General features: G+C 71.9%; 18 protein-coding genes and 1 pseudogene. 8 read left to right on the top strand and 11 right to left on the bottom strand.

The annotated features are described in order from the left end of the window. Window positions 1-76: 76 nt before the first annotated feature. The 8 genes from RHODO2019_RS18690 to RHODO2019_RS18655 all read right to left on the bottom strand — a co-directional run bounded on the left by RHODO2019_RS18690 (window position 77) and on the right by RHODO2019_RS18655 (window position 8,331). Window positions 77-1,591, bottom strand: coding sequence for an SCO6880 family protein (locus RHODO2019_RS18690; RefSeq protein WP_265385124.1), 1,515 nt, complete (start codon window positions 1,589-1,591; stop codon window positions 77-79). A gap of 28 nt (window positions 1,592-1,619) precedes the next feature. Next, window positions 1,620-2,954 carry a hypothetical protein gene (locus RHODO2019_RS18685; protein WP_265385123.1) on the bottom strand — a complete coding sequence of 445 codons (1,335 nt, stop codon included), beginning with the start codon at window positions 2,952-2,954 and terminating at the stop codon, window positions 1,620-1,622. Window positions 2,955-3,091: 137 nt separating this feature from the next. Then, window positions 3,092-3,895 carry a DUF8175 domain-containg protein gene (locus RHODO2019_RS18680; protein ID WP_265385122.1) on the bottom strand — a complete coding sequence of 268 codons (804 nt, stop codon included), beginning with the start codon at window positions 3,893-3,895 and terminating at the stop codon, window positions 3,092-3,094. A 44-nt stretch (window positions 3,896-3,939) separates the two neighbouring features. After that, window positions 3,940-4,239 (bottom strand): hypothetical protein, encoded by a 300-nt coding sequence (locus RHODO2019_RS18675; RefSeq protein ID WP_265385121.1) that lies wholly within the window; start codon window positions 4,237-4,239, stop codon window positions 3,940-3,942. 18 nt (window positions 4,240-4,257) lie between these two features. Then, window positions 4,258-5,004 carry a DUF6668 family protein gene (locus RHODO2019_RS18670; protein WP_265385120.1) on the bottom strand — a complete coding sequence of 249 codons (747 nt, stop codon included), beginning with the start codon at window positions 5,002-5,004 and terminating at the stop codon, window positions 4,258-4,260. Further along, the gene (locus RHODO2019_RS18665) at window positions 5,001-6,701 is read right to left on the bottom strand and encodes a hypothetical protein (protein WP_265385119.1); all 1,701 of its coding nucleotides are present in this window, start codon (window positions 6,699-6,701) and stop codon (window positions 5,001-5,003) included. The genes RHODO2019_RS18670 and RHODO2019_RS18665 overlap by 4 nt, the downstream gene beginning before the upstream one ends. Then, complete coding sequence (locus RHODO2019_RS18660; RefSeq protein ID WP_265385118.1) at window positions 6,698-7,363, bottom strand: hypothetical protein; 666 nt, start codon at window positions 7,361-7,363, stop codon at window positions 6,698-6,700. The genes RHODO2019_RS18665 and RHODO2019_RS18660 overlap by 4 nt, the downstream gene beginning before the upstream one ends. Further along, window positions 7,360-8,331 carry a C40 family peptidase gene (locus RHODO2019_RS18655; protein WP_265385117.1) on the bottom strand — a complete coding sequence of 324 codons (972 nt, stop codon included), beginning with the start codon at window positions 8,329-8,331 and terminating at the stop codon, window positions 7,360-7,362. The genes RHODO2019_RS18660 and RHODO2019_RS18655 overlap by 4 nt, the downstream gene beginning before the upstream one ends. A gap of 440 nt (window positions 8,332-8,771) precedes the next feature. Here RHODO2019_RS18655 and RHODO2019_RS18650 point away from each other — a divergent pair, with 440 nt between their 5' ends. From RHODO2019_RS18650 to RHODO2019_RS18615, 8 genes are all read left to right on the top strand, one after another. Further along, window positions 8,772-9,050, top strand: a complete 279-nt coding sequence (locus RHODO2019_RS18650; protein ID WP_265385116.1) for an ArsR/SmtB family transcription factor — start codon at window positions 8,772-8,774, stop codon at window positions 9,048-9,050. Window positions 9,051-9,159: 109 nt separating this feature from the next. After that, window positions 9,160-9,357, top strand: a complete 198-nt coding sequence (locus RHODO2019_RS18645; RefSeq protein WP_265385115.1) for a toxin-antitoxin system — start codon at window positions 9,160-9,162, stop codon at window positions 9,355-9,357. A 308-nt stretch (window positions 9,358-9,665) separates the two neighbouring features. Next, window positions 9,666-10,871, top strand: coding sequence for a hypothetical protein (locus RHODO2019_RS18640; RefSeq protein ID WP_265385114.1), 1,206 nt, complete (start codon window positions 9,666-9,668; stop codon window positions 10,869-10,871). A 227-nt stretch (window positions 10,872-11,098) separates the two neighbouring features. Next, entirely contained in the window at window positions 11,099-12,022 is a 924-nt protein-coding gene (locus tag RHODO2019_RS18635) for a ParA family protein (protein WP_265385113.1), read from the top strand. Window positions 12,023-12,740: 718 nt separating this feature from the next. Then, window positions 12,741-13,124, top strand: coding sequence for a hypothetical protein (locus RHODO2019_RS18630; RefSeq protein ID WP_265385112.1), 384 nt, complete (start codon window positions 12,741-12,743; stop codon window positions 13,122-13,124). 508 nt (window positions 13,125-13,632) lie between these two features. After that, window positions 13,633-14,106 carry a hypothetical protein gene (locus RHODO2019_RS18625; RefSeq protein ID WP_265385111.1) on the top strand — a complete coding sequence of 158 codons (474 nt, stop codon included), beginning with the start codon at window positions 13,633-13,635 and terminating at the stop codon, window positions 14,104-14,106. Between the two features lie 206 nt (window positions 14,107-14,312). After that, entirely contained in the window at window positions 14,313-14,600 is a 288-nt protein-coding gene (locus RHODO2019_RS18620; protein ID WP_265385110.1) for a hypothetical protein, read from the top strand. Between the two features lie 95 nt (window positions 14,601-14,695). Beyond that, the gene (locus tag RHODO2019_RS18615) at window positions 14,696-15,268 is read left to right on the top strand and encodes a DnaB-like helicase N-terminal domain-containing protein (protein ID WP_265385109.1); all 573 of its coding nucleotides are present in this window, start codon (window positions 14,696-14,698) and stop codon (window positions 15,266-15,268) included. Between the two features lie 142 nt (window positions 15,269-15,410). Here RHODO2019_RS18615 and RHODO2019_RS18610 read toward each other — a convergent pair whose 3' ends face one another. The 3 genes and pseudogenes from RHODO2019_RS18610 to RHODO2019_RS19445 form a co-directional block, all read right to left on the bottom strand. Continuing rightward, complete coding sequence (locus RHODO2019_RS18610) at window positions 15,411-15,779, bottom strand: histone-like nucleoid-structuring protein Lsr2 (RefSeq protein ID WP_265385133.1); 369 nt, start codon at window positions 15,777-15,779, stop codon at window positions 15,411-15,413. 177 nt (window positions 15,780-15,956) lie between these two features. Further along, window positions 15,957-16,385 carry an HU family DNA-binding protein gene (locus tag RHODO2019_RS18605; RefSeq protein WP_265385108.1) on the bottom strand — a complete coding sequence of 143 codons (429 nt, stop codon included), beginning with the start codon at window positions 16,383-16,385 and terminating at the stop codon, window positions 15,957-15,959. 238 nt (window positions 16,386-16,623) lie between these two features. Then, window positions 16,624-16,671: pseudogene (locus RHODO2019_RS19445) on the bottom strand (hypothetical protein); the annotation flags it as partial. Between the last annotated feature and the right edge of the window lie 8 nt (window positions 16,672-16,679).

Below are 16,679 nucleotides of genomic sequence, written 5' to 3'. Positions count from 1 at the left end.
TCTGCCGGTGACACCTGCAGCTGGTGCCCCGGCTGCTGACCCCCCTGCTGCCCTGGGCTCAGGTCCCCTCGGGTGCTCACAGGGCGTCCCGCAGCATGTCCGGGAGCAGCAGGTGCGCGGGCAGGACCAGGCCCAGGGGCAGCCCGGCGGTGAACGCGGCGGCCTGGTTGTGCCGGGCCAGGCGCAGCCGCAGCTTCACCGGGGCGGAGAGCTGGTTGATCGTGGACGCGGCCCGCTGCAAACCTGCCTCGGTGGTGACGGTGGCGGTGACGATCATCCCGAAGCGGACCAGCCCGGCGCCTTCGGCTTCCTCGGAGGCGGCCTTGTTCGCTGCCCGCAGGGCGGTGGAGTCCCGGTGCTGGGCGCGGGCCTTGCCGGTCATGATCGTGTTGGCGTCGCGGACGTCGCGCTCCACGATCGTCGCGGCGGCCTCGGCGGACTCGGGGCGGTAGATGATGGTGACCCGTTTGCGGGCGATGTCGGGGTGCGGGGCCAACAACGCTTTCAGCACGGTGTCGGTGAACACCCCGGTGGGGGGCTGGCGCATCTGCCACACCATGGAGAACGCCCCGTCGTGGGCGTAGCGGTCGGGGTGCTCCTGGGCGAAGGCGGGTCCGGCCTCGGACCACGTCAGGCCCGTGCCGTTCGGGTTCTCGGCCCGCTGCTCGTCGACCAGCTGCGACACCGACGGGTCGAAGCAGACGCGGATGGCGTCGGTGAGGTCCGCGGCGCTCATCATTCGCACCGACGTCCCGGCACCGGTGACCCGCAGGTGGTTGCGGTAGCCGGGCACCACTCGGGCCAGGTACTCCAGCATCTGGGCCGGGCTGCGGCGGGTCTCGTCGCTGCGGGCCTTGCCGGTGAACGTCATCGCGATGCGGGTGGTGATGATGCTGGACGCCGAGGGGTAGTTGGCCACGATCTCGTCGAGGGTGGTCGCGGCGAACTCAGGGGCCCCGGGCTGCTGGTGGCCACGGATCATGCGGGTCAGCCGGGTACCGGGGTCCGGCGCGGTCTCCACCGTCACCGACGCGGCGGCGACGTCGGCCTCCTGACCCAACCGGGCCAGCCACCCACCCCAGTGCGCGACCTGGGCGTCCGTCACCGACTGGTCGACCAGGTCGTCACCATCGGCCTCACCCTGGAAGACCACGGAGTAGTGGTCGGTGGCCTTGGTGTGCAGCACGGCGAACGGGGTGCCGTACACGTCGTGGCCCTCCAGCAGCTCCGTGGCCGCAGCCAACCCGGGCAGCCGGGTGCGGCCGTCGGGGGTGCCGGTCGACGCGGGGCCGGCGACGTAGGTGGTGCGCCCGGCCTTCGCCGCCCGCCGGTGCCGCAAGCGCGCCACGATCCGCTGGTAGCCGATGCGGCCCTCCCGGTCGGTCTGGACCAGGGGGGCGAGGACCACCACGGCCACCACCAGCACCACGCCGGCGGTGGCCAGGTTGAACGCCATCATCGACGTCACCACCGCCAGCGCCGAGGACCCGGCCAGCACGGTGGCGGCGAGGGACAGTCCGGCCACGCCGGGGCGGCGGGGGTTGCGGAGGTTGCCGTAGCGCACGGGCTCCACGATCTGCGGGGTGGTCACAAGGTCACGTCCTTACCGTCGGTGCGCATCACTGGGTCTGCTGTTCGTGGCGGGCCCCGGAGGGCTCGCTGTGATCGGTGGCGGCGTTCTCCGCGGCCGCGGTCATCACCCGGACACCGTTGCTGGCCGCGGCCATCCGCGACCCGGATGCCGCCCCGGCGTAGGCGGGGGCGGGGCGGTCGGCGCCACTCCCACCCTCCGACGGCGCCGGTCGTGGCGGCGGTGCCGAGCCACCACCGCCCCCACTACCGCTGCCACTGCCACCTCCTGCACCGGCACCGGGGTCCTCGGCGGAACCACCACCGGACGGGGTCGCGCCACCACCGGCGACGCCACCACCACCAGAGCCGCCACCGGAGCCGCCGGAGCTCCCACCGGGGCTGCCTCCGCCGCCGGCCGGGCCCTGACCGCCGGCGGCACCAGCACCACCACCGGCACCGGCACCAGCACCAGCACCAGCGCCCGAGGCGGCCCCGCCCGCACTGGCCCCGCCACCGGCACCGGCAGCGGCGGCTCCACCGCCCATCGTGACGACGGCAGCGCCGACGGCGACGGTGCCCGCCAGGGCGGCGGCACCGCTCATCGAGCCCGACCCCGCTGAGGTCAGCGGGGACACGAACCGCAGCAGCGCCGGCAACGCCAGCGCGGCCACCGTGAGCAGGGCCAGGCCCTGCAGGGTGCCGATGGTGGCGTCCACGCTCGGATCGTCGGAGGTGGTGGCGTTGCCGCCGGTGAGCAGCAGGAAGCCTGCGCTGTAGAGGATGGCGGCGACGGGCTTGAACAGGACGAAGGCGATCAGGTAGGCATTGATCTTCTTGTACCAACCCAGGCCCTGCTCGGTGGAGGACAGCGACGCGGCCAGGGGCCACACGGCGACCAGGACCACGAGCATCCCGCCGCGCAGGATCATGAACAGCACCTGGGCCAGGGACCCGAACAGGGCGAAGACCGCGACCAGGATCGCGAGCAGCGCCGTCATGCTTCCCAGCGCCTCACGGGTGATGATGGTGGGGGCGGACTGCTCGAACGGTGCCCCGGTGGCCTGCTCGATGATCCACGGGGCGAACGCGTCCCCTGAGGCCACCAGCAGCGCGACCACGGCGGCGCCGGCACCGGCGACGCCGACGAGGCGGGCGAGCATCTTCAGCCCTTCGGCGCCGTGCTCACCGCGGGCGGTGATCGCCATCTTCGCCGCGCAGATGATGAGGCCGACGACGGCGGCGAGGATGGTGAAGAACGCCAGGTTGGACTGCAACACCCCCAAAGCACCGACACCCGAACCGCCACCGGTGCCCGTGCCCGGGGACACGTCCAAGCTCGGTGACGGGATCTTCAACCAGAACGTGCCCAACGTCTTCAGCATCGTCGTGGTCATCTCGACCGCCGACTTCCGCACCTCATCCAGGACGCCACCGGCGACGGCGCTGGTGGCACTCCCGATCGCGCCACCAATGCCGTCGGACAGCTTGCAACCGAAGTCAAGAGGAGTGCAATCCGGCATTAGGAAACACCTGACCAGGCCACGAAGCCATCAAGCGACCGGGTCGTCGTGGTCGTGACAACGCCCCCAGACTGGGGCTGTAGGACTACCCGCCAATCTCCCTGGAACCACTGCAGAGCGATGGTCAGCACCGCGTAGATCCCCGGCTGCGCGGCGTTGGCGCCCGCCAACGCGATACTGGCGCTGTCCTTCGAGTAGCTGATGACTCGAAACCCGCGGAACTGCACGCCCGCCGACGCAGCGGGGTCGCTCGGCTTTACCGGCTCAGCGGCGTAGGCATCCGCCAGGGGGCCGGGCACCGTCGAGAACTTCAGCTGCTCCGCCTTCACGGCAGCGTCGGTACCTGTTCCACGACCGAGGTTCGTCGCGGCCAGCACGGCGCCGACCGGTGTCTGCGAGTAGCAGTAGGCGACGCCTGCCGGTCCTCGCAGTGCCGGACCGTCGCTGGGCGACATCGGCACCGCGAGGCCCTTGTTCAACGTCCAGGTGACGTCGGCGGGGGTGTCGATGGGGATGGTCTGGTCGGTGCCGGTGGTGGCACACCCAGCGGGCCGGGTGTCCCCACTGGGCGGTGTGGTGGCGGGGCTGCCGCCGCCGTCGGGTGCGGGGAGGGCTGAGGGGGCGGCGGGGGCCGTTGTCGGGTCCCCCGCCGCCACCGTGGTCTTGTCGCGGGTCCCAACGACGACGAGGACGCCGACGAGGGCGATGACGACCACGGCCATGAGGGCGGCGGCGGCCCACCAGCCGGGCCCCAGTCCCGAGCCTGGTTCTTCACCGCGTGAGGTGGTGCGTCTGCCGAGCATGGTCGTCCCCCTGCTGGTTGGTCGGTGGGTAAGGGTGCGGGTGGTTAGTTGGTGACGGAGCCGACGATGGCCCCGGCGCTGCCGATGAGGACGGTGCCGAGCAGGGACAGGGCGATGCCCTTCATGCCGGGGAGGTCTTCGCCGCGGGAGTGCTTGATGCCCATGGTGGCGGCGGCGATGATGAAGCCGACGAGGCAGATCGCGAAGGCGCCCCAGGCGACGTAGTTGATGAGGCGGACGAGTCCGTCGGTGCCCGGGGGCCGTTCGGGGGTGACGGTGATGCCGGACTGGCCGAGGTAGAGCTCGGTGACGAGGGTGTCGCGGAGGGTGCTGAGGGTGGCCATGGTGGGTTCCTTCTGGGGTCAGTCGGCTGTGGGCCGGGCGGCCCACAGGGTGGTGTGGTGCGGGGCGGGTGGGTGGCGGTCGGGGTGAGCCGGGGGTGGTGGTCGCAGTGCCCCACCCGGGGTGCCCGGGGCCGGTAGGCAGGCGGTGGCCTTCTCGGCGGCGGCGGTGATGGCGTCGAGGCTCTTGCGGGTGCGCCGCGGCACCTCGGTGGGCGTGGTGGTGGTGCTGCGCCAGGCTTCGCACCAGGGCAGGTGCCACAGGGCGGGGACCATGCCGCCCAGGGCGGTCACCGTGGCGACGAGGTCCTTGGGCAGCCGCGGTCCGTCGTCGACGACGACCAGGCCCACCAGGGTCACCCCGGTGGTGCCGGACGCCCACTGCGCGGCGGCACCCCGGGCGGCGGTCAGGCCGCTGGCGTGGGTGCGGGCCACCAGCAGCACCCGGGGTGCCGGTGCCCCGGTGGGCGCGACGGGGTAGTGCCGGGCCAGCTCTGCCGTGGCGGGCCCGAGGAGGCGGGTGATGGTGGTGGCCCCGGCGCCGCCGTGCACACCGACGACCCAGAGGGCGGGGTTGGTGGTCACCCGCCACGGGGGTAGCCCGACCCCGACCTGCTGGGGGATGTTCAGCGGGGTCTGCGGTCCGTAGCGGGCCTCGACCTGGTCGCGGAGCACCGCGGAGGACTCGATCGGTGCCTCGCGGGGCGACGGCGGCGGCGCGGTGGGCAGCAGCGGGTTGCCCGCGCGGCTGCGGTCGGGGGTGCTCACGAGGCAGCTCCAGAGGTGGGGGCGGGGGCAGGGCTCGGGACGGGGTTGGTGGGCCGCAGCGCCGGGGGTGCGGGCACCGGCACCGACGGGGTGGGCCCGGCCGGGGTGGTGGAGGTGGGTAGCCCGTAGAGGGTGGTGAGGGTGCCGGCGGTCGCGGTGACCACGGCCAACCCGGCGGCGATAGCCCCTGGGATAACCACGGTGGGGATGACGCCGAGGGGGATGACCCCGGAGCCGGTGGGGGTGGCGACACCAGCAGGGGTGAGGACCATCGGGGTGCTCGCGGCGCTGCCGTGGACCTGGGTGTCGCTGATCGCGGTGGTGGCCCATCCGGCGGGCAGGGTCCGCAGGGCGGGGACGGTGGTGTCGAGCAGGACCCGACCCAGGGTGCCCAGGGTGTTGTGCTCGGAGGTCTGCCACCCGCCGGTGAGGTCACTGCGGGCCACCGTCACCGGGGCACCGACAGGGGCGCCGGTGGTGGCATCGAGCAGGCTCACCACCCGCACCGCGGGGTCGGGGGTGAACCAGGTCAGCACCAGCAGCTCGGGGGTGGCCCCGGCCGGGGTGGGGGCGGTGTAGGCGGCGACGGACTCCAGGGCACTCGCCCCGGGAACCAGGGCGGCAGTAGCCACCGGGGCCGGCGGGAACTGCGCGGTGGCCGGGGTGAGCCGCCACAGCTGCCCGACGCTGTTCACCGCGATCACGGTCCCGGCGGTGGCACCCACGGCGACCGCACCGGCGGGGACCGCCAGGTCAGTGAGGGCTGCGCCGGTGGTGGGGGTGCTGTCGGTGAGGATGCCGGCGTGCTGGGCGGGCCAGGTCACCAGCGGGGTGGACCCGGCGAAGGACACGACCGCACCCACCGGCAGGGCCACGGTGCGGGGGGTGTGATCCTCGCCGTCGGTGGGCCACCAGGTGAGGTCGGTGGAGGTGGTGGCGACCACGGACTCGTGGCCCTCGACCTGGGACAGGCGCACACCCTCCGAGCCGGTTCCGGCACCCCGGGGCAGGACCGCGGACCAGGCGGTGATGCCGGTGGCGGGGTCCCGGACGTCCAGGGTCCGCTCCCCCGCCCCGGGGGGGCTGACGGTGACGATCTGCCCGGTGGTGGTGATCACGGGGGTGGTGCCCGGGTCGATGGGTGCCGACCAGGCGGCGGTCTGAGAGAACCCGGGTGGGGGCAGCTGCGGGTAGGGCACCGGCGTCCCCGTCGGTGCGGGCCCGGCCACGACGGCCACCGTGGCCGCGGGGGCGGAGGAGGTGGACACCACGACCACCACGGCGGTGGCCAGGCCCAGGACCGCGACGAGGACCCCTCCCCCGGCGAGCAGCAGCCGCCCGTTGCGCCGGGTCCCGCTCCCGCTGCTGGTGGGGGTGGCGTCGAAGACGTCGCCGGTGCCGGTGACGACCACCGGCCACGACTGCTCGCTGCCGGTGGTGCGGACGTCGGCGTGGATGGCCCCGGCCTCCCCCCGCAGCCGCAATGCCAGCTCGACCAGGACGGGGTTGGCGGCGTCGCGGGGCTCCTGCCCGGGGCGCACCGGGTAACGACGTCCGTCGATGGTCACCACGTCGGTGTCCAGGACGACGACCGGGCGCGGGTAGGCGGGGACCTGCCAGAGCCGCCCGTCGGGGCCCAGGTACCCGGTGGCAGCACCCCCGGGGCGGGAGTTGCGGCGGGGGCGGGGGCGGGTCATCGGCCCAGCCCGAAGGTGACCGAGGTGACCTGCCACCCGGCGCTGGCCCCGGCCCGGGTCAGCATCAGGTACACGGTGGTGGTGTCGACCGGGGCTGTGTACCCGCCGCTGCCCCGCGCGGTCGTGGTGACCGAGTACGACCGCGCGGCGGAACGCAGCGCGTCCGCGGGTTGGCCGTCGTCGGCGTTGGTCGCCAGGGCCACGGTGGTGAACCCCTGGTGGGAGGCCAGGTCCGCGAAGAATGCGGTGCCGGTCTGCGCCAGGGGGGTGGTGAGCTCGGTCGCGAAGGCGGGGGTGGCGTAGACGGCGGAGCGGACCTGGGCGTCGAACACGCTGAGATCGATGGCCGTGTCGTAGGCGAACGTGGTGGTCGTGAAGGCCTCCGCCAAGGCGTCCGCGCTGGTGGTGTCGACCGTCGCGGCGGGCAGCCCGCGCGGCCGGCCAGGGGTGCCGGTCGGCATCGCCGGGGCCGACGCGGTCGGAGTCTGGACCCCCGACGTCGCCGAAGCGCCGGCCGACGTCGGGGCTGGGATCGGTGCCGGTGTGCTCGAGCTGGGCGGGGCCGGGGTCGGTGCGTCCTGGGTGTTGGTTGTGCACCCGGCGGCGGCGACCAGCAGTGCCGCGGTGGTCGCCGCGGTGAGGACGGCGTGGCGGCGGGTCACTGCGTGGCTCCTGCGCCGAGGGGGCGGGTGGCGGCGAGGAAGTCGCCGTCATAGATCGGGGCCACCGCGAGGGGTTGGCCGAACGTGGAGGCGTGGACCATCTGCCCGTTGCCGATGGCGATGCCGACGTGGTGGATGTTGTCCGGGGTCCCCCAGAACAGGAGGTCCCCGGGCTGGTAAGCCGCCGGGGTGTAGCCGCCGGGCAGCTGCACGCTGGCGGTGGCCGCGTACTGGGTCTGGGCGGTGCGGGGCAGGTCGAGCCCGACCTGGTGGAAGGCGAAGGCGGTGAGCCCGGAGCAGTCGAAGCCACCACCGGTGGGCCCGGTGTAGTTGCCCCCGCCCCAGATGTAGGGCAGACCCCGCTGGGTCAGGGCGGCGGCGACGACCTGCTGGGCCCGGGGCCCACCACCGGGACCCACCGGCACAGCCCCGCCCGCTGCCCCACACCCCGCCGACGCGGCGGAGGCGGCGGTGACGGTGGTACCCGGGGTGGCCGGGCCCGGCGGGGTCGCGGTGGCGGTGTCGGAGAACCGGGTGCGGGCCAGGTCGAGGATGCGCGGGACGTAGGCCTGGGTCTGGGAGTTGCCCGGCACCCCACGGGCACCCAGGACGGCTCCGAAGCCGGCGTTGTAGGCGCCGAGGGCGATCTCGGTGACCGAGGACCCGGCGTCGATCCGGCCCCCGGCGATTCCCTCGCGGACCTGGGCGGCGAGGGAGCAGTCGAAGCGGGCCTGGGCATCCACGGCGTCGGAGGGGTCGTGGACGTCGGCGAATCCCTTGCCGGTGGTGTCACGACCCCAGGTGGCCCAGGTGCCGGGCATGAACTGCGCCGGGCCCTGCGCCCCCGACGGCGAGGTGGCATCGGAGAAGGTGGACTCGGCGGACAGCTGGGCGGCGATCACCGGGGCCGGGAACTCCGAGCACAGCCTCCCCGCCCGCTGCACCAGCGGCAGGTACCCCGCGGGCATCCCCCCAGCGACCAGGACCCCCAGCGACCCCGGCGTACCAGGAGCACACGCCGCCGCCGCAGCGCTCCCCCCGCTCAGCAGCAACACCACCAACAGCACCACACCGACCGGCACCCCCAGCACCGCCACCACAGCCGCGGCGCCCGACTTCCGTGCTTCCTGATCAGACATTGGGTGGCCCAGTGGGCGCGGTCGTGGACGGCCTCATCGCTTCTCCCCCTTGGCGGGAAACCCCTCCCCAGGGCTTCTCCCGCTTCTGCTCTGCTCCATCCGGCACAGGCTGCTGCGCCTCGTGCTCGGCTTGTGATCTTCGGACTACCCCACCATCAAAGCACGACAATAAGTGTCGTGCTAGCGTTGCTGGTCACGACAGGGTCGGTGTCCGGCACGATGGGTGGGTGCCGCGCTATCTCCGACCCTCCGAGCCTGTGGACGGGGAGGTGGCAGCGGCCATTGAGAGCTTCGGGACGATGTTCGCCCGGGGGGTGGTGCGCTACCTCGCCGTGCACGGGCCCTCGACCACCGGGGAGATCGCCGAGGCCCTGGGCACCGACGCCAACACCGCCCGGCGGCGTCTGGTGCAGCTCGAGGCCGCCCACCTCGTTGTCGCCGACACCGCGGCGGGTGCGCGCAGCGGGCGCCGGGTCCGCTACGACCTCGACCGTGACCGGGTGCAGACCCTCGTCGACGCACTGCGGGAGTACCTGCTCGGCGGTTAGGACCATGCCGACAACCCTGTCGGGACAGCGATGGTTAGAGATGCGTACTTCTACGCGACTCGGGCGTGTCTACCCGGCGAATCAGATACGAGGCGGCAGGGTGTGGCGCATGGCCCAGCCACACAAGGGAGACCGCGTCGTCACGATCACGCGGCTTGCTCACCCCGTCCACGACGTGGTGCGCAATGCCGCTGCTGAACGGGGCGTGAGCATCAGCCAGTACGTCGCTGACGTCATGGCCGCCCACGTTGGCCGGGACGACCTCGTTCGTCAGCTTGACCAGGAGGTGCTGCCTCAGACCGCGTGACGGTGAGCGGTCGACAGACCGCAAAACAACTCCACATCGCACCTGGTCAGTAGGCCCTAGTACGCCGAAAACCCGCCCCTGGCAGGGCGGGTCCGGGTTAAAAACTAGGACCAGTGAGTTGACGCTCGCTGGCTTGGTGCACTGCCCCGAAGGGACTTGGCTTGGCTGCCTTGTCTCAGGGTACCTCGCACCCTGAATCCGGTCCATACACCCGGTCTAGTGGTTCGCGTGTCGCTTCGCGGCACACGCGTCCGCCGGCCCGGCGTGACTCCTCCTCCCCCACTGCTTCGATCCTGTTGCGTCGGCCGTTGGCCCGCGCGAGCGTGGAGCCGATCTCGTGGTCGGCCCTGCCCTGCTGGTGGTCGGCCGAGCGCTGGCTGGCCCATGTGGTGGCGGTGTACCGCCGTGGCTACCTGCTCACCCGCCCCCAACTGGTCGCTGCCACCGGGGGTGGGGTGTCGCTGCGGGCTGTGCACGCGGTGGCCACCGCCCACGCCCGGGCCGGTGACTACCGCACCGGGCGCTGCTCACGGCCCCTGCTCGGGGTCACCGGCGGCACCACCGGGATCACCGCCACCACACAGCTCGGCAAGCGGACCGTCACCCGAGCCCGGACCTGGCTACGTCTGGTCGGGCTGGCCACCGAGGTCGCGCCCGGCCGGCACCGGAGCTTCATCGAGCGGCTGGCCTCCTGGGAGCGGGGGGACACCCGTCGAGGCTGGACCGCGGAGTACGCCCTGCACCCCTCCCCCCGCTTCCCCGACCCTGCACCCGATCCCGTCCCCATCCCTGTGGACAACCCCGGGCGCGTCATCGCAGGTCAGACGGTGCGTGGCACCCCACCACGTAGTGGTAGTTCTTCCCCCGAGCGCAGCGATGGGAATGTTGTTACCTCCACCCCTAACCAGCCAAGCACACCCGCTGCGCGGGACGAGGACGGCGCTGCGCGCCGGGCAACGACACCAGGACATGCGCAGGATGATTTTGGTGGGTCGGAGGGCTCCAGGACCCCCGCAACGGCCCTCATGCTTGATTGGAGGGCCTCCGAGCGGTGCCCCAGGTGGGCGAGGCAGTACGGGGCCCACCGCTGGTCCGGGGCACTCAGCGCCGCCGCCGCGGCAGGGTGGACCGCCCGCGACCTCAACCAGCTGCTCACCGACCTCACCACCACCGGCCACCAGATCCTCACCGCACCACGACGACCCATCTCCTACCTCTGCCACCTTCTCAACCTCGTCGACATCAACGAACGCCCCACCGCCATCCCCGACGCCCAGGCCACTGCCGAGCTCGCCGCCCGCACCGCCCGCACCACCGCCCAGCTCAACGCCCGCGACACCCACACCGCCGCCCGCCACACAGCGGTCGCCGCCCTCACCGGCCCCGGACGAGCCGCCGCCCTCACCGCCGCCCACACCACCGCCACCAACGCAGCCCACCGACGATCCGAACAAGAAGCCGCCGACAGGCTGGCCCTGGCCGAGCACGTCCAGCACCGCCGCGGCCACCAGTGACCTGGCCTTGCCGCACAGTCGGCCACACGTAAAGCCATACGCATGGTCATGTACACGGACGGGTGACAGGGCGGACATAAAGCCATCAACACGACCATCTACAACGACGGTCGGAAGGCAAGATGTAACGCCGAACGTAAGGCAGGATGAAATACCGTCCAAAAGGTCGTATGCAGGTGCGTGTCGAAGGCACGCGGCACGGACGGTGGTACGTACTGTGCGACGGCATGAGCACCGGCCATGCGAACCGAACCCTTCTGGTCGCCAACCAGAAGGGGGGTGTCGGCAAGAGCTCCATCGTGGCCGCCGTTGCAGGCATGGTCGCGGCCGCGAACAAGCGCGTTCTCGTTCTCGACGCTGACCAGCAAGCAAACGTTTCGACCTCTGATCTCGGAGTCGAAGGTGATCGCGGTCGCTCGCTCGCTATGGCCCTGCAGTACGCCGAGCCGCTTCAGCCGGTTCGCGACGTCCGGCCTGGGCTCGATGTCATCCCGGGCGGTGCATCCCTGGCCTTGGTCGGGGCGATGGCAGCGACCGCCGCGCAGACCGGCATGGACCTGCGCGCCAACCTCGCAAGCACCCTCGACGACCTCTGCGCACGAGAGGCCTACGACCTCGTCCTCATCGATTCTGGACCTGGTGACGCACCCCTGCTCGACGCACTTCTCGCCACTGCTCGATACCTGCTGGTACCCACTCGAGACGACGATGCCAGCCTGTCAGGAGTGGAGATGCTAGCCGCTCGATACCTGCGGGCGCGGGCATCAGGTTCCCTGGTCGAACTTCTCGGAGTGGTTCTGTTCGACGTCAATCCTCGGGCCACTGCCCGAAACAGTGAGATCGTCGACCAGGTCGCTCAGCTTCTCGAGGGCAGCGGCGCGAACGCCTTCGAGAGCATCATTCGATCTGACAGGGCCGCAAGCGTGGACCTGCGGACGCGACACCTCACCCCAGGCGAGCTGGTTGCGGTGGCAAGCGATCACCAGCGGCACCGAATCGCCCAGCTTCGCAAGAAGGTCGGCGGCGGTGATCGGTTGTGGTCTCGAGACCCCTCTGGGCTGGCGGGGGACTACCAGGCACTCACTCGAGAAATTCTCAACCGCATGCGGGCAGCCGAGCAGGTCAGCGTTCGCGATGGGGGAGTGGCATGAGCACCGCCCGCAGGCGCGCGGCGTTCGACCCCACGGCTCTCGACGACATCGACGAGTTGCTACCGCCGCTCCCTGCGCCCACTCGTCCCGCGCCTGATGCGGCCGCCTCGGTGGACAACACTCGGGTTAACGCACCGTCGACTACCCCCGAACAGGCCCGGCCAACCGCCGCTGCGACCGCGCGTTCGCAACGCGCAGCCAGCCTCGCTGCACCATCACGAGTCGCCCCCCCGGAGGTCACCCTCGCCCCCGAGGTGTACGCAGCTCTGCGTGCACTGACCCTGCAGGAAAGGGGAACCAACCCGGCTACTGCGCGGACGTACGGGCGGGTCGCACTCGACGCCATTGAGGCCCACGCAGACGATCTGGCACAGCACTGGACCGGTCCCGCGGGTACCCCGGCACCACACGGGGGGCTCTTCAGTTCATCCAGCCCCATATCGACACGGCGGCGTCATTCCCAGGCACCAGCGCGCGTTCCTCTTGCTGGCGTTCTTCGTTCCGACGTCGAACAGCTTGACGCGTTGGCGGGGCAGTGGGGCGCCGGCAGCCGTAGCGCCCTGGTGGAAGCAGCCCTACGCCGGTACCTGATCGTTGAGGAGCGCCTGCAGTCCTGAACAGCGCAATCCAGTAGGCGACAGGGGCCCGGATGCGGCCGGAGAATCCTTACCCGGCGCCCCTTCCACCACCTGTTGGCTGCAGAGCAAGACAATGCGGCATGATCGAACAGGTGTTCGATCCTTTTGTGTCGTGGCCGGATGACTTTGAGCGTCCGAACCGGATTCCGGTGACCCCGCCGAAGTCGGTGGTGGTGGATCTGGGGGCGATGTTGCCGGCGAACACGGCCCCGACTCGGGGTTTGCCGATGCGGGTGGTGCAGGCGGGGTTGCGGCTGGTGGGGGACCAGGACGGTGAGCTGCTGGGGTGGGCGCGGGTCAGTGACGGCCGGTGGTTGGGTCTGGTCCGCATGGAGGTGCCGGTGGCCGCCCACCGTGGTGTTCTGCCCATGCTCCAGTGGGTCCCCGCGACGGCCATCCGACCCGCCGCCGTTCGACCTACCGGACTGGGCAGGTCCGAGGACGGTCACCGGGGACAAACCTGACGTAGCGCCGTACCAGCCCTGCTGCCGGCCCGCAGCTCCCGCCGCCGCACCCCGCGTGTGGCACTCGTGGCGGGCACCGACCGACCTGCACCGGCGGTGCCCGGCTCGTGCCTCGCCCGGTACCGCCGACCACGACATCGGGTGCGCCGGCCTCCTGCGTCGGTCGTCGCAGCTGATGACCGACGTCTGCTCGTGCCTCGCGCCCGCCGGCCCTTCTTATCCCCCGGCCGCCCGGCTTCGCCCAGGATGGGCGCCCCTGCCAGGGCGAGGGCCCGAGGAACCCGGCCCATCCGGGCCGGTGATCCGAGCCTCGCGGTGCTCGGTCGCTGCGCGAGACCACCCGCCCGGACGAGCCGGAACCCCCGCACCGCCTCACCGGGGGTTCGGCCCCTGGCTGGGCCCCTGGAGCACTGCGTGCTCGGGCGGCCCGGGGGAGTGGTTGGCAGAACCCCTGCTGACACCCCGTGGTCATGTTTGGTCCCGGGCCTCACGAAAGGTGGTGGCGCCGGTGTCCGGACAGCCCAGCACGCAGATCATCAGCACCTCCCTGGCCCTGACCGGGGAGCAGCGGGCCCGCCTGGATGCCCACGCCGCCGGCACCACCGAGGCCACCCTGACGGTGCTGTGGGGCTCGCTGATGCTCACCATCAGCGACCTGCACCAGGCGGTGCACGTGGCGAAGGCGTGGACGCAGGCCGCCCAGCAGGCGGCCCGGCTGCCCCTGGGGGCGGTCCCCGCCCACCGGCACATCGACCACCGCCTCACCGGGACGTCGACGGTGGTGCGGTTGTGGGGGACCCCGGCGGTGGGCATCACCCACCAGCCTCACCGGGTGACTCCCGGGCGCAGGGTCATCACCGAGCACGTCGCGATCAGCATCGGCACGGTCACCTTCCAGGTCCACGACCAGACCACCTACCGCAGCGCCCTGGGGATCCTCACCCGCACCGCCACCCTCGCCCACGCCGTCTTCGGACCCTGAGAGCCGGGGGAGCGGGTGGTACCCGCCGGGCCCTGGGGGCCCGGCGGGTCTGCCAGGCTCCCGCCGCCTCGGGCGGGGTGGTTGTCCACACGGTGGTGCAGCTGTCCACACCGTCCCCGGGAACGGGCCCGGCTCCGCCGGGACCCGCGCACCCTCAGAACACCAGCGCACCACACCGGGTACCACTGAGCTCGAGGAGCACCACCGTGATCATCTGGACCTGTAGTACCGGCGACAGCGGTGCCGCCGACACCCGCACCCTGGCCGCCACGCAGGCCACCGAGGCGGTGCTGGCGCACTGGGGGCGTCAGCACCCGGTGACCGGGGCGGGGGAGGGGGTGCGGATCTGGGTGGAGGCCACCGACGCCTATATCGGTCCGGCCCGCGACGAGGCGGGGTGCTACGAGCTCACCGGGACCACCGCGATGATGGACATCATCCGCGACCACCTCGCCCAACCCGCCCCCGAGACCGACACCGGTCAGCGGACGTGACCCCCACCCGACCACCCACCCCGCGACCACCCACCCCGAGATCAGCCACAAATACGACCACGTCCCCCCTGCGGGGCAGGAGAACGGAGGTCCCCGTGAGTACCGACCCCACCAGCGGGGACCCCGACGACGACGGTGGGCTCGAGCCCGATGAGCGCTTGGACGCCGGTGACCTGACCGAGGACCCCCGCCTGGACAGTGAAGCCCTGTGTCTGTGTGGGGTGCTGTGGTCCACCGCGGCCGCCGCCAGCCCGGTGGTGGAGGTGCTGCAGGCGGGGGACTTCACCCGCCCCGCCCACGGTGCCCTGTTCACGCTCATCGCCGGGCAGCTGCAGCGGGGGCGCCCGCACGACCCAGCGTCCATTGCCGCCGTCATCACCCAGCAGGGCACCGGGGCCCACCAGGGTGGGCTGCTGACCCGGGCCCTGGCCGATGCCACCGCCGCCGGGGCCACCCCCGAAGCCACCGGTCACCACGCGGTCAACGTGCTGGCTGCCGCCTACCGGCGTTCCTTCCACACCGCTGCCGCCGCACTGACCCAGGCTGCGGAGGCGCTGCCCACCGACGCCCTGTTCGACCACCTCGTGACCGTCGGGCGTGCGCAGCGCACCGCCACCGAACGCCTCCAGCACGCTGCCGCCGTCCTGGACTCCTCCCGCAGCCGCTGAGCAGGTCAGCACATGGGTGGCGACCCGTGCAGGGGGACGCCATCGGCGGGGTCGAGCAGGGTGTGCCGGCGCCGGCGGTGCGGACTCCCACGTTCGGCCGGCGGTGCGGCGGTGCGGTGAGCCGGTGTCGTCGGCGGTGGTGTTAGTGGGCTGCGTTGTAGGCGTCGACGACGGTGGCGGGGATGCGGCCCCGCGCGGACACGGTGTGTCCGTTGCTCTGTGCCCACTCCCGGATCCGCGTCGAGCCTTCCCGGTCGGCGGTGGATCGCTGAACAGTCTTTGGCCGCTGCGCAGTGGTCAAAGGCTGACGTGCAGCCCGGCGGGTGGTCGTGGTTCCGGGGACGGTGTGGGCGTGCTCGGTCCACGCGGCGAAGTCGTTGCGCAGCGAGGCCGCGTTCTTCGCTGACAGGTCGATCTCGTAGGAGACGCCGTCAACGGTGAAGGTCACCGTCTGGGTGTCGTCGGGGGTGAGGGTGTCGCCGGTGAGGTCGTCGGTGAACACGGTCTCCACCTTCTGCTGCCGTGCCACGTCAGTGAGCTCCTTGGGGGGTAGAGATGGTGGGGGACGCGCGAATCGTGGGCCGGGTGACCCGCAAGGGTGACCCCCGGGCTGCGGGTCGGATAGTCAGCACACCACGGGTGGAACCCCGTAGCGACCTGCAGGCGCACAACCGTGCGGCGGGGATGACTACTTCTTGGCGGACTTCTTCGCCGGCGCCTTCTTCGCCGTGGCCTTCTTGGCCGCTGTCTTCGTGGTTGCGGCGCTGGCCTTGGTCGGGGTCTGCTTGGCCGCTGTCTTCGCGGCGGGGGTCTTCTTCGCCGTCGCCTTCTTGGTGGTGGCGCTGGCGGCGACCTCCTGCTTGAAGGGGGCACCGACCTTGAAGCCCACCACCCGGGTCGCGGCCAGCTGCAGCTGCGCCCCGGTTGCGGGGTTGCGGGCGGTGCGCGCTGCACGCTCACGGGGCTCGAAGGTGCCGAAGCCCAGCAGCTGCACCTTGTCACCGGAGGCCACCGCGCCCCGAACCTCGGAAAGGGTGGCGCTGAGGGTGGCCTCGACCTGAGCGGGGGGCAGGTCGGTCGCGGCGGCTACGGCGTTGATCAGCTGCGAACGGTTCATGAGTTCCTCCACCAGGTCATCAGATTGTTTGGGCTGATGGTGACATGGGAAAGGGGTGGAGGGTGTGCGACATACGGGATCGGGGTACTGCCAGCCGGCGTAATGGGAGACGAACGGAATCGGCGCGGCGAGGATGCGTGAGAGGGGCGGGCAGGCCCATCGCCGATCGCTCTCGCCGTGGCCATCAGCTTCTTGAGCGACCCGCTGAAACCCCTTCAGGCTGGGGTTGCCGTCGGGGTCAGTGGGCGGCGTAGTAGGCCCGCGTGACGGTGGTGGTCAGTCGGCCGCGGTCGG

The organism is Rhodococcus antarcticus, from assembly GCF_026153295.1.
Classification (GTDB): domain Bacteria; phylum Actinomycetota; class Actinomycetes; order Mycobacteriales; family Mycobacteriaceae; genus Rhodococcus_D; species Rhodococcus_D antarcticus.
Note: the sequence above shows the minus strand (reverse complement) of the source record. Positions and strands in the feature narration are given on the sequence as shown.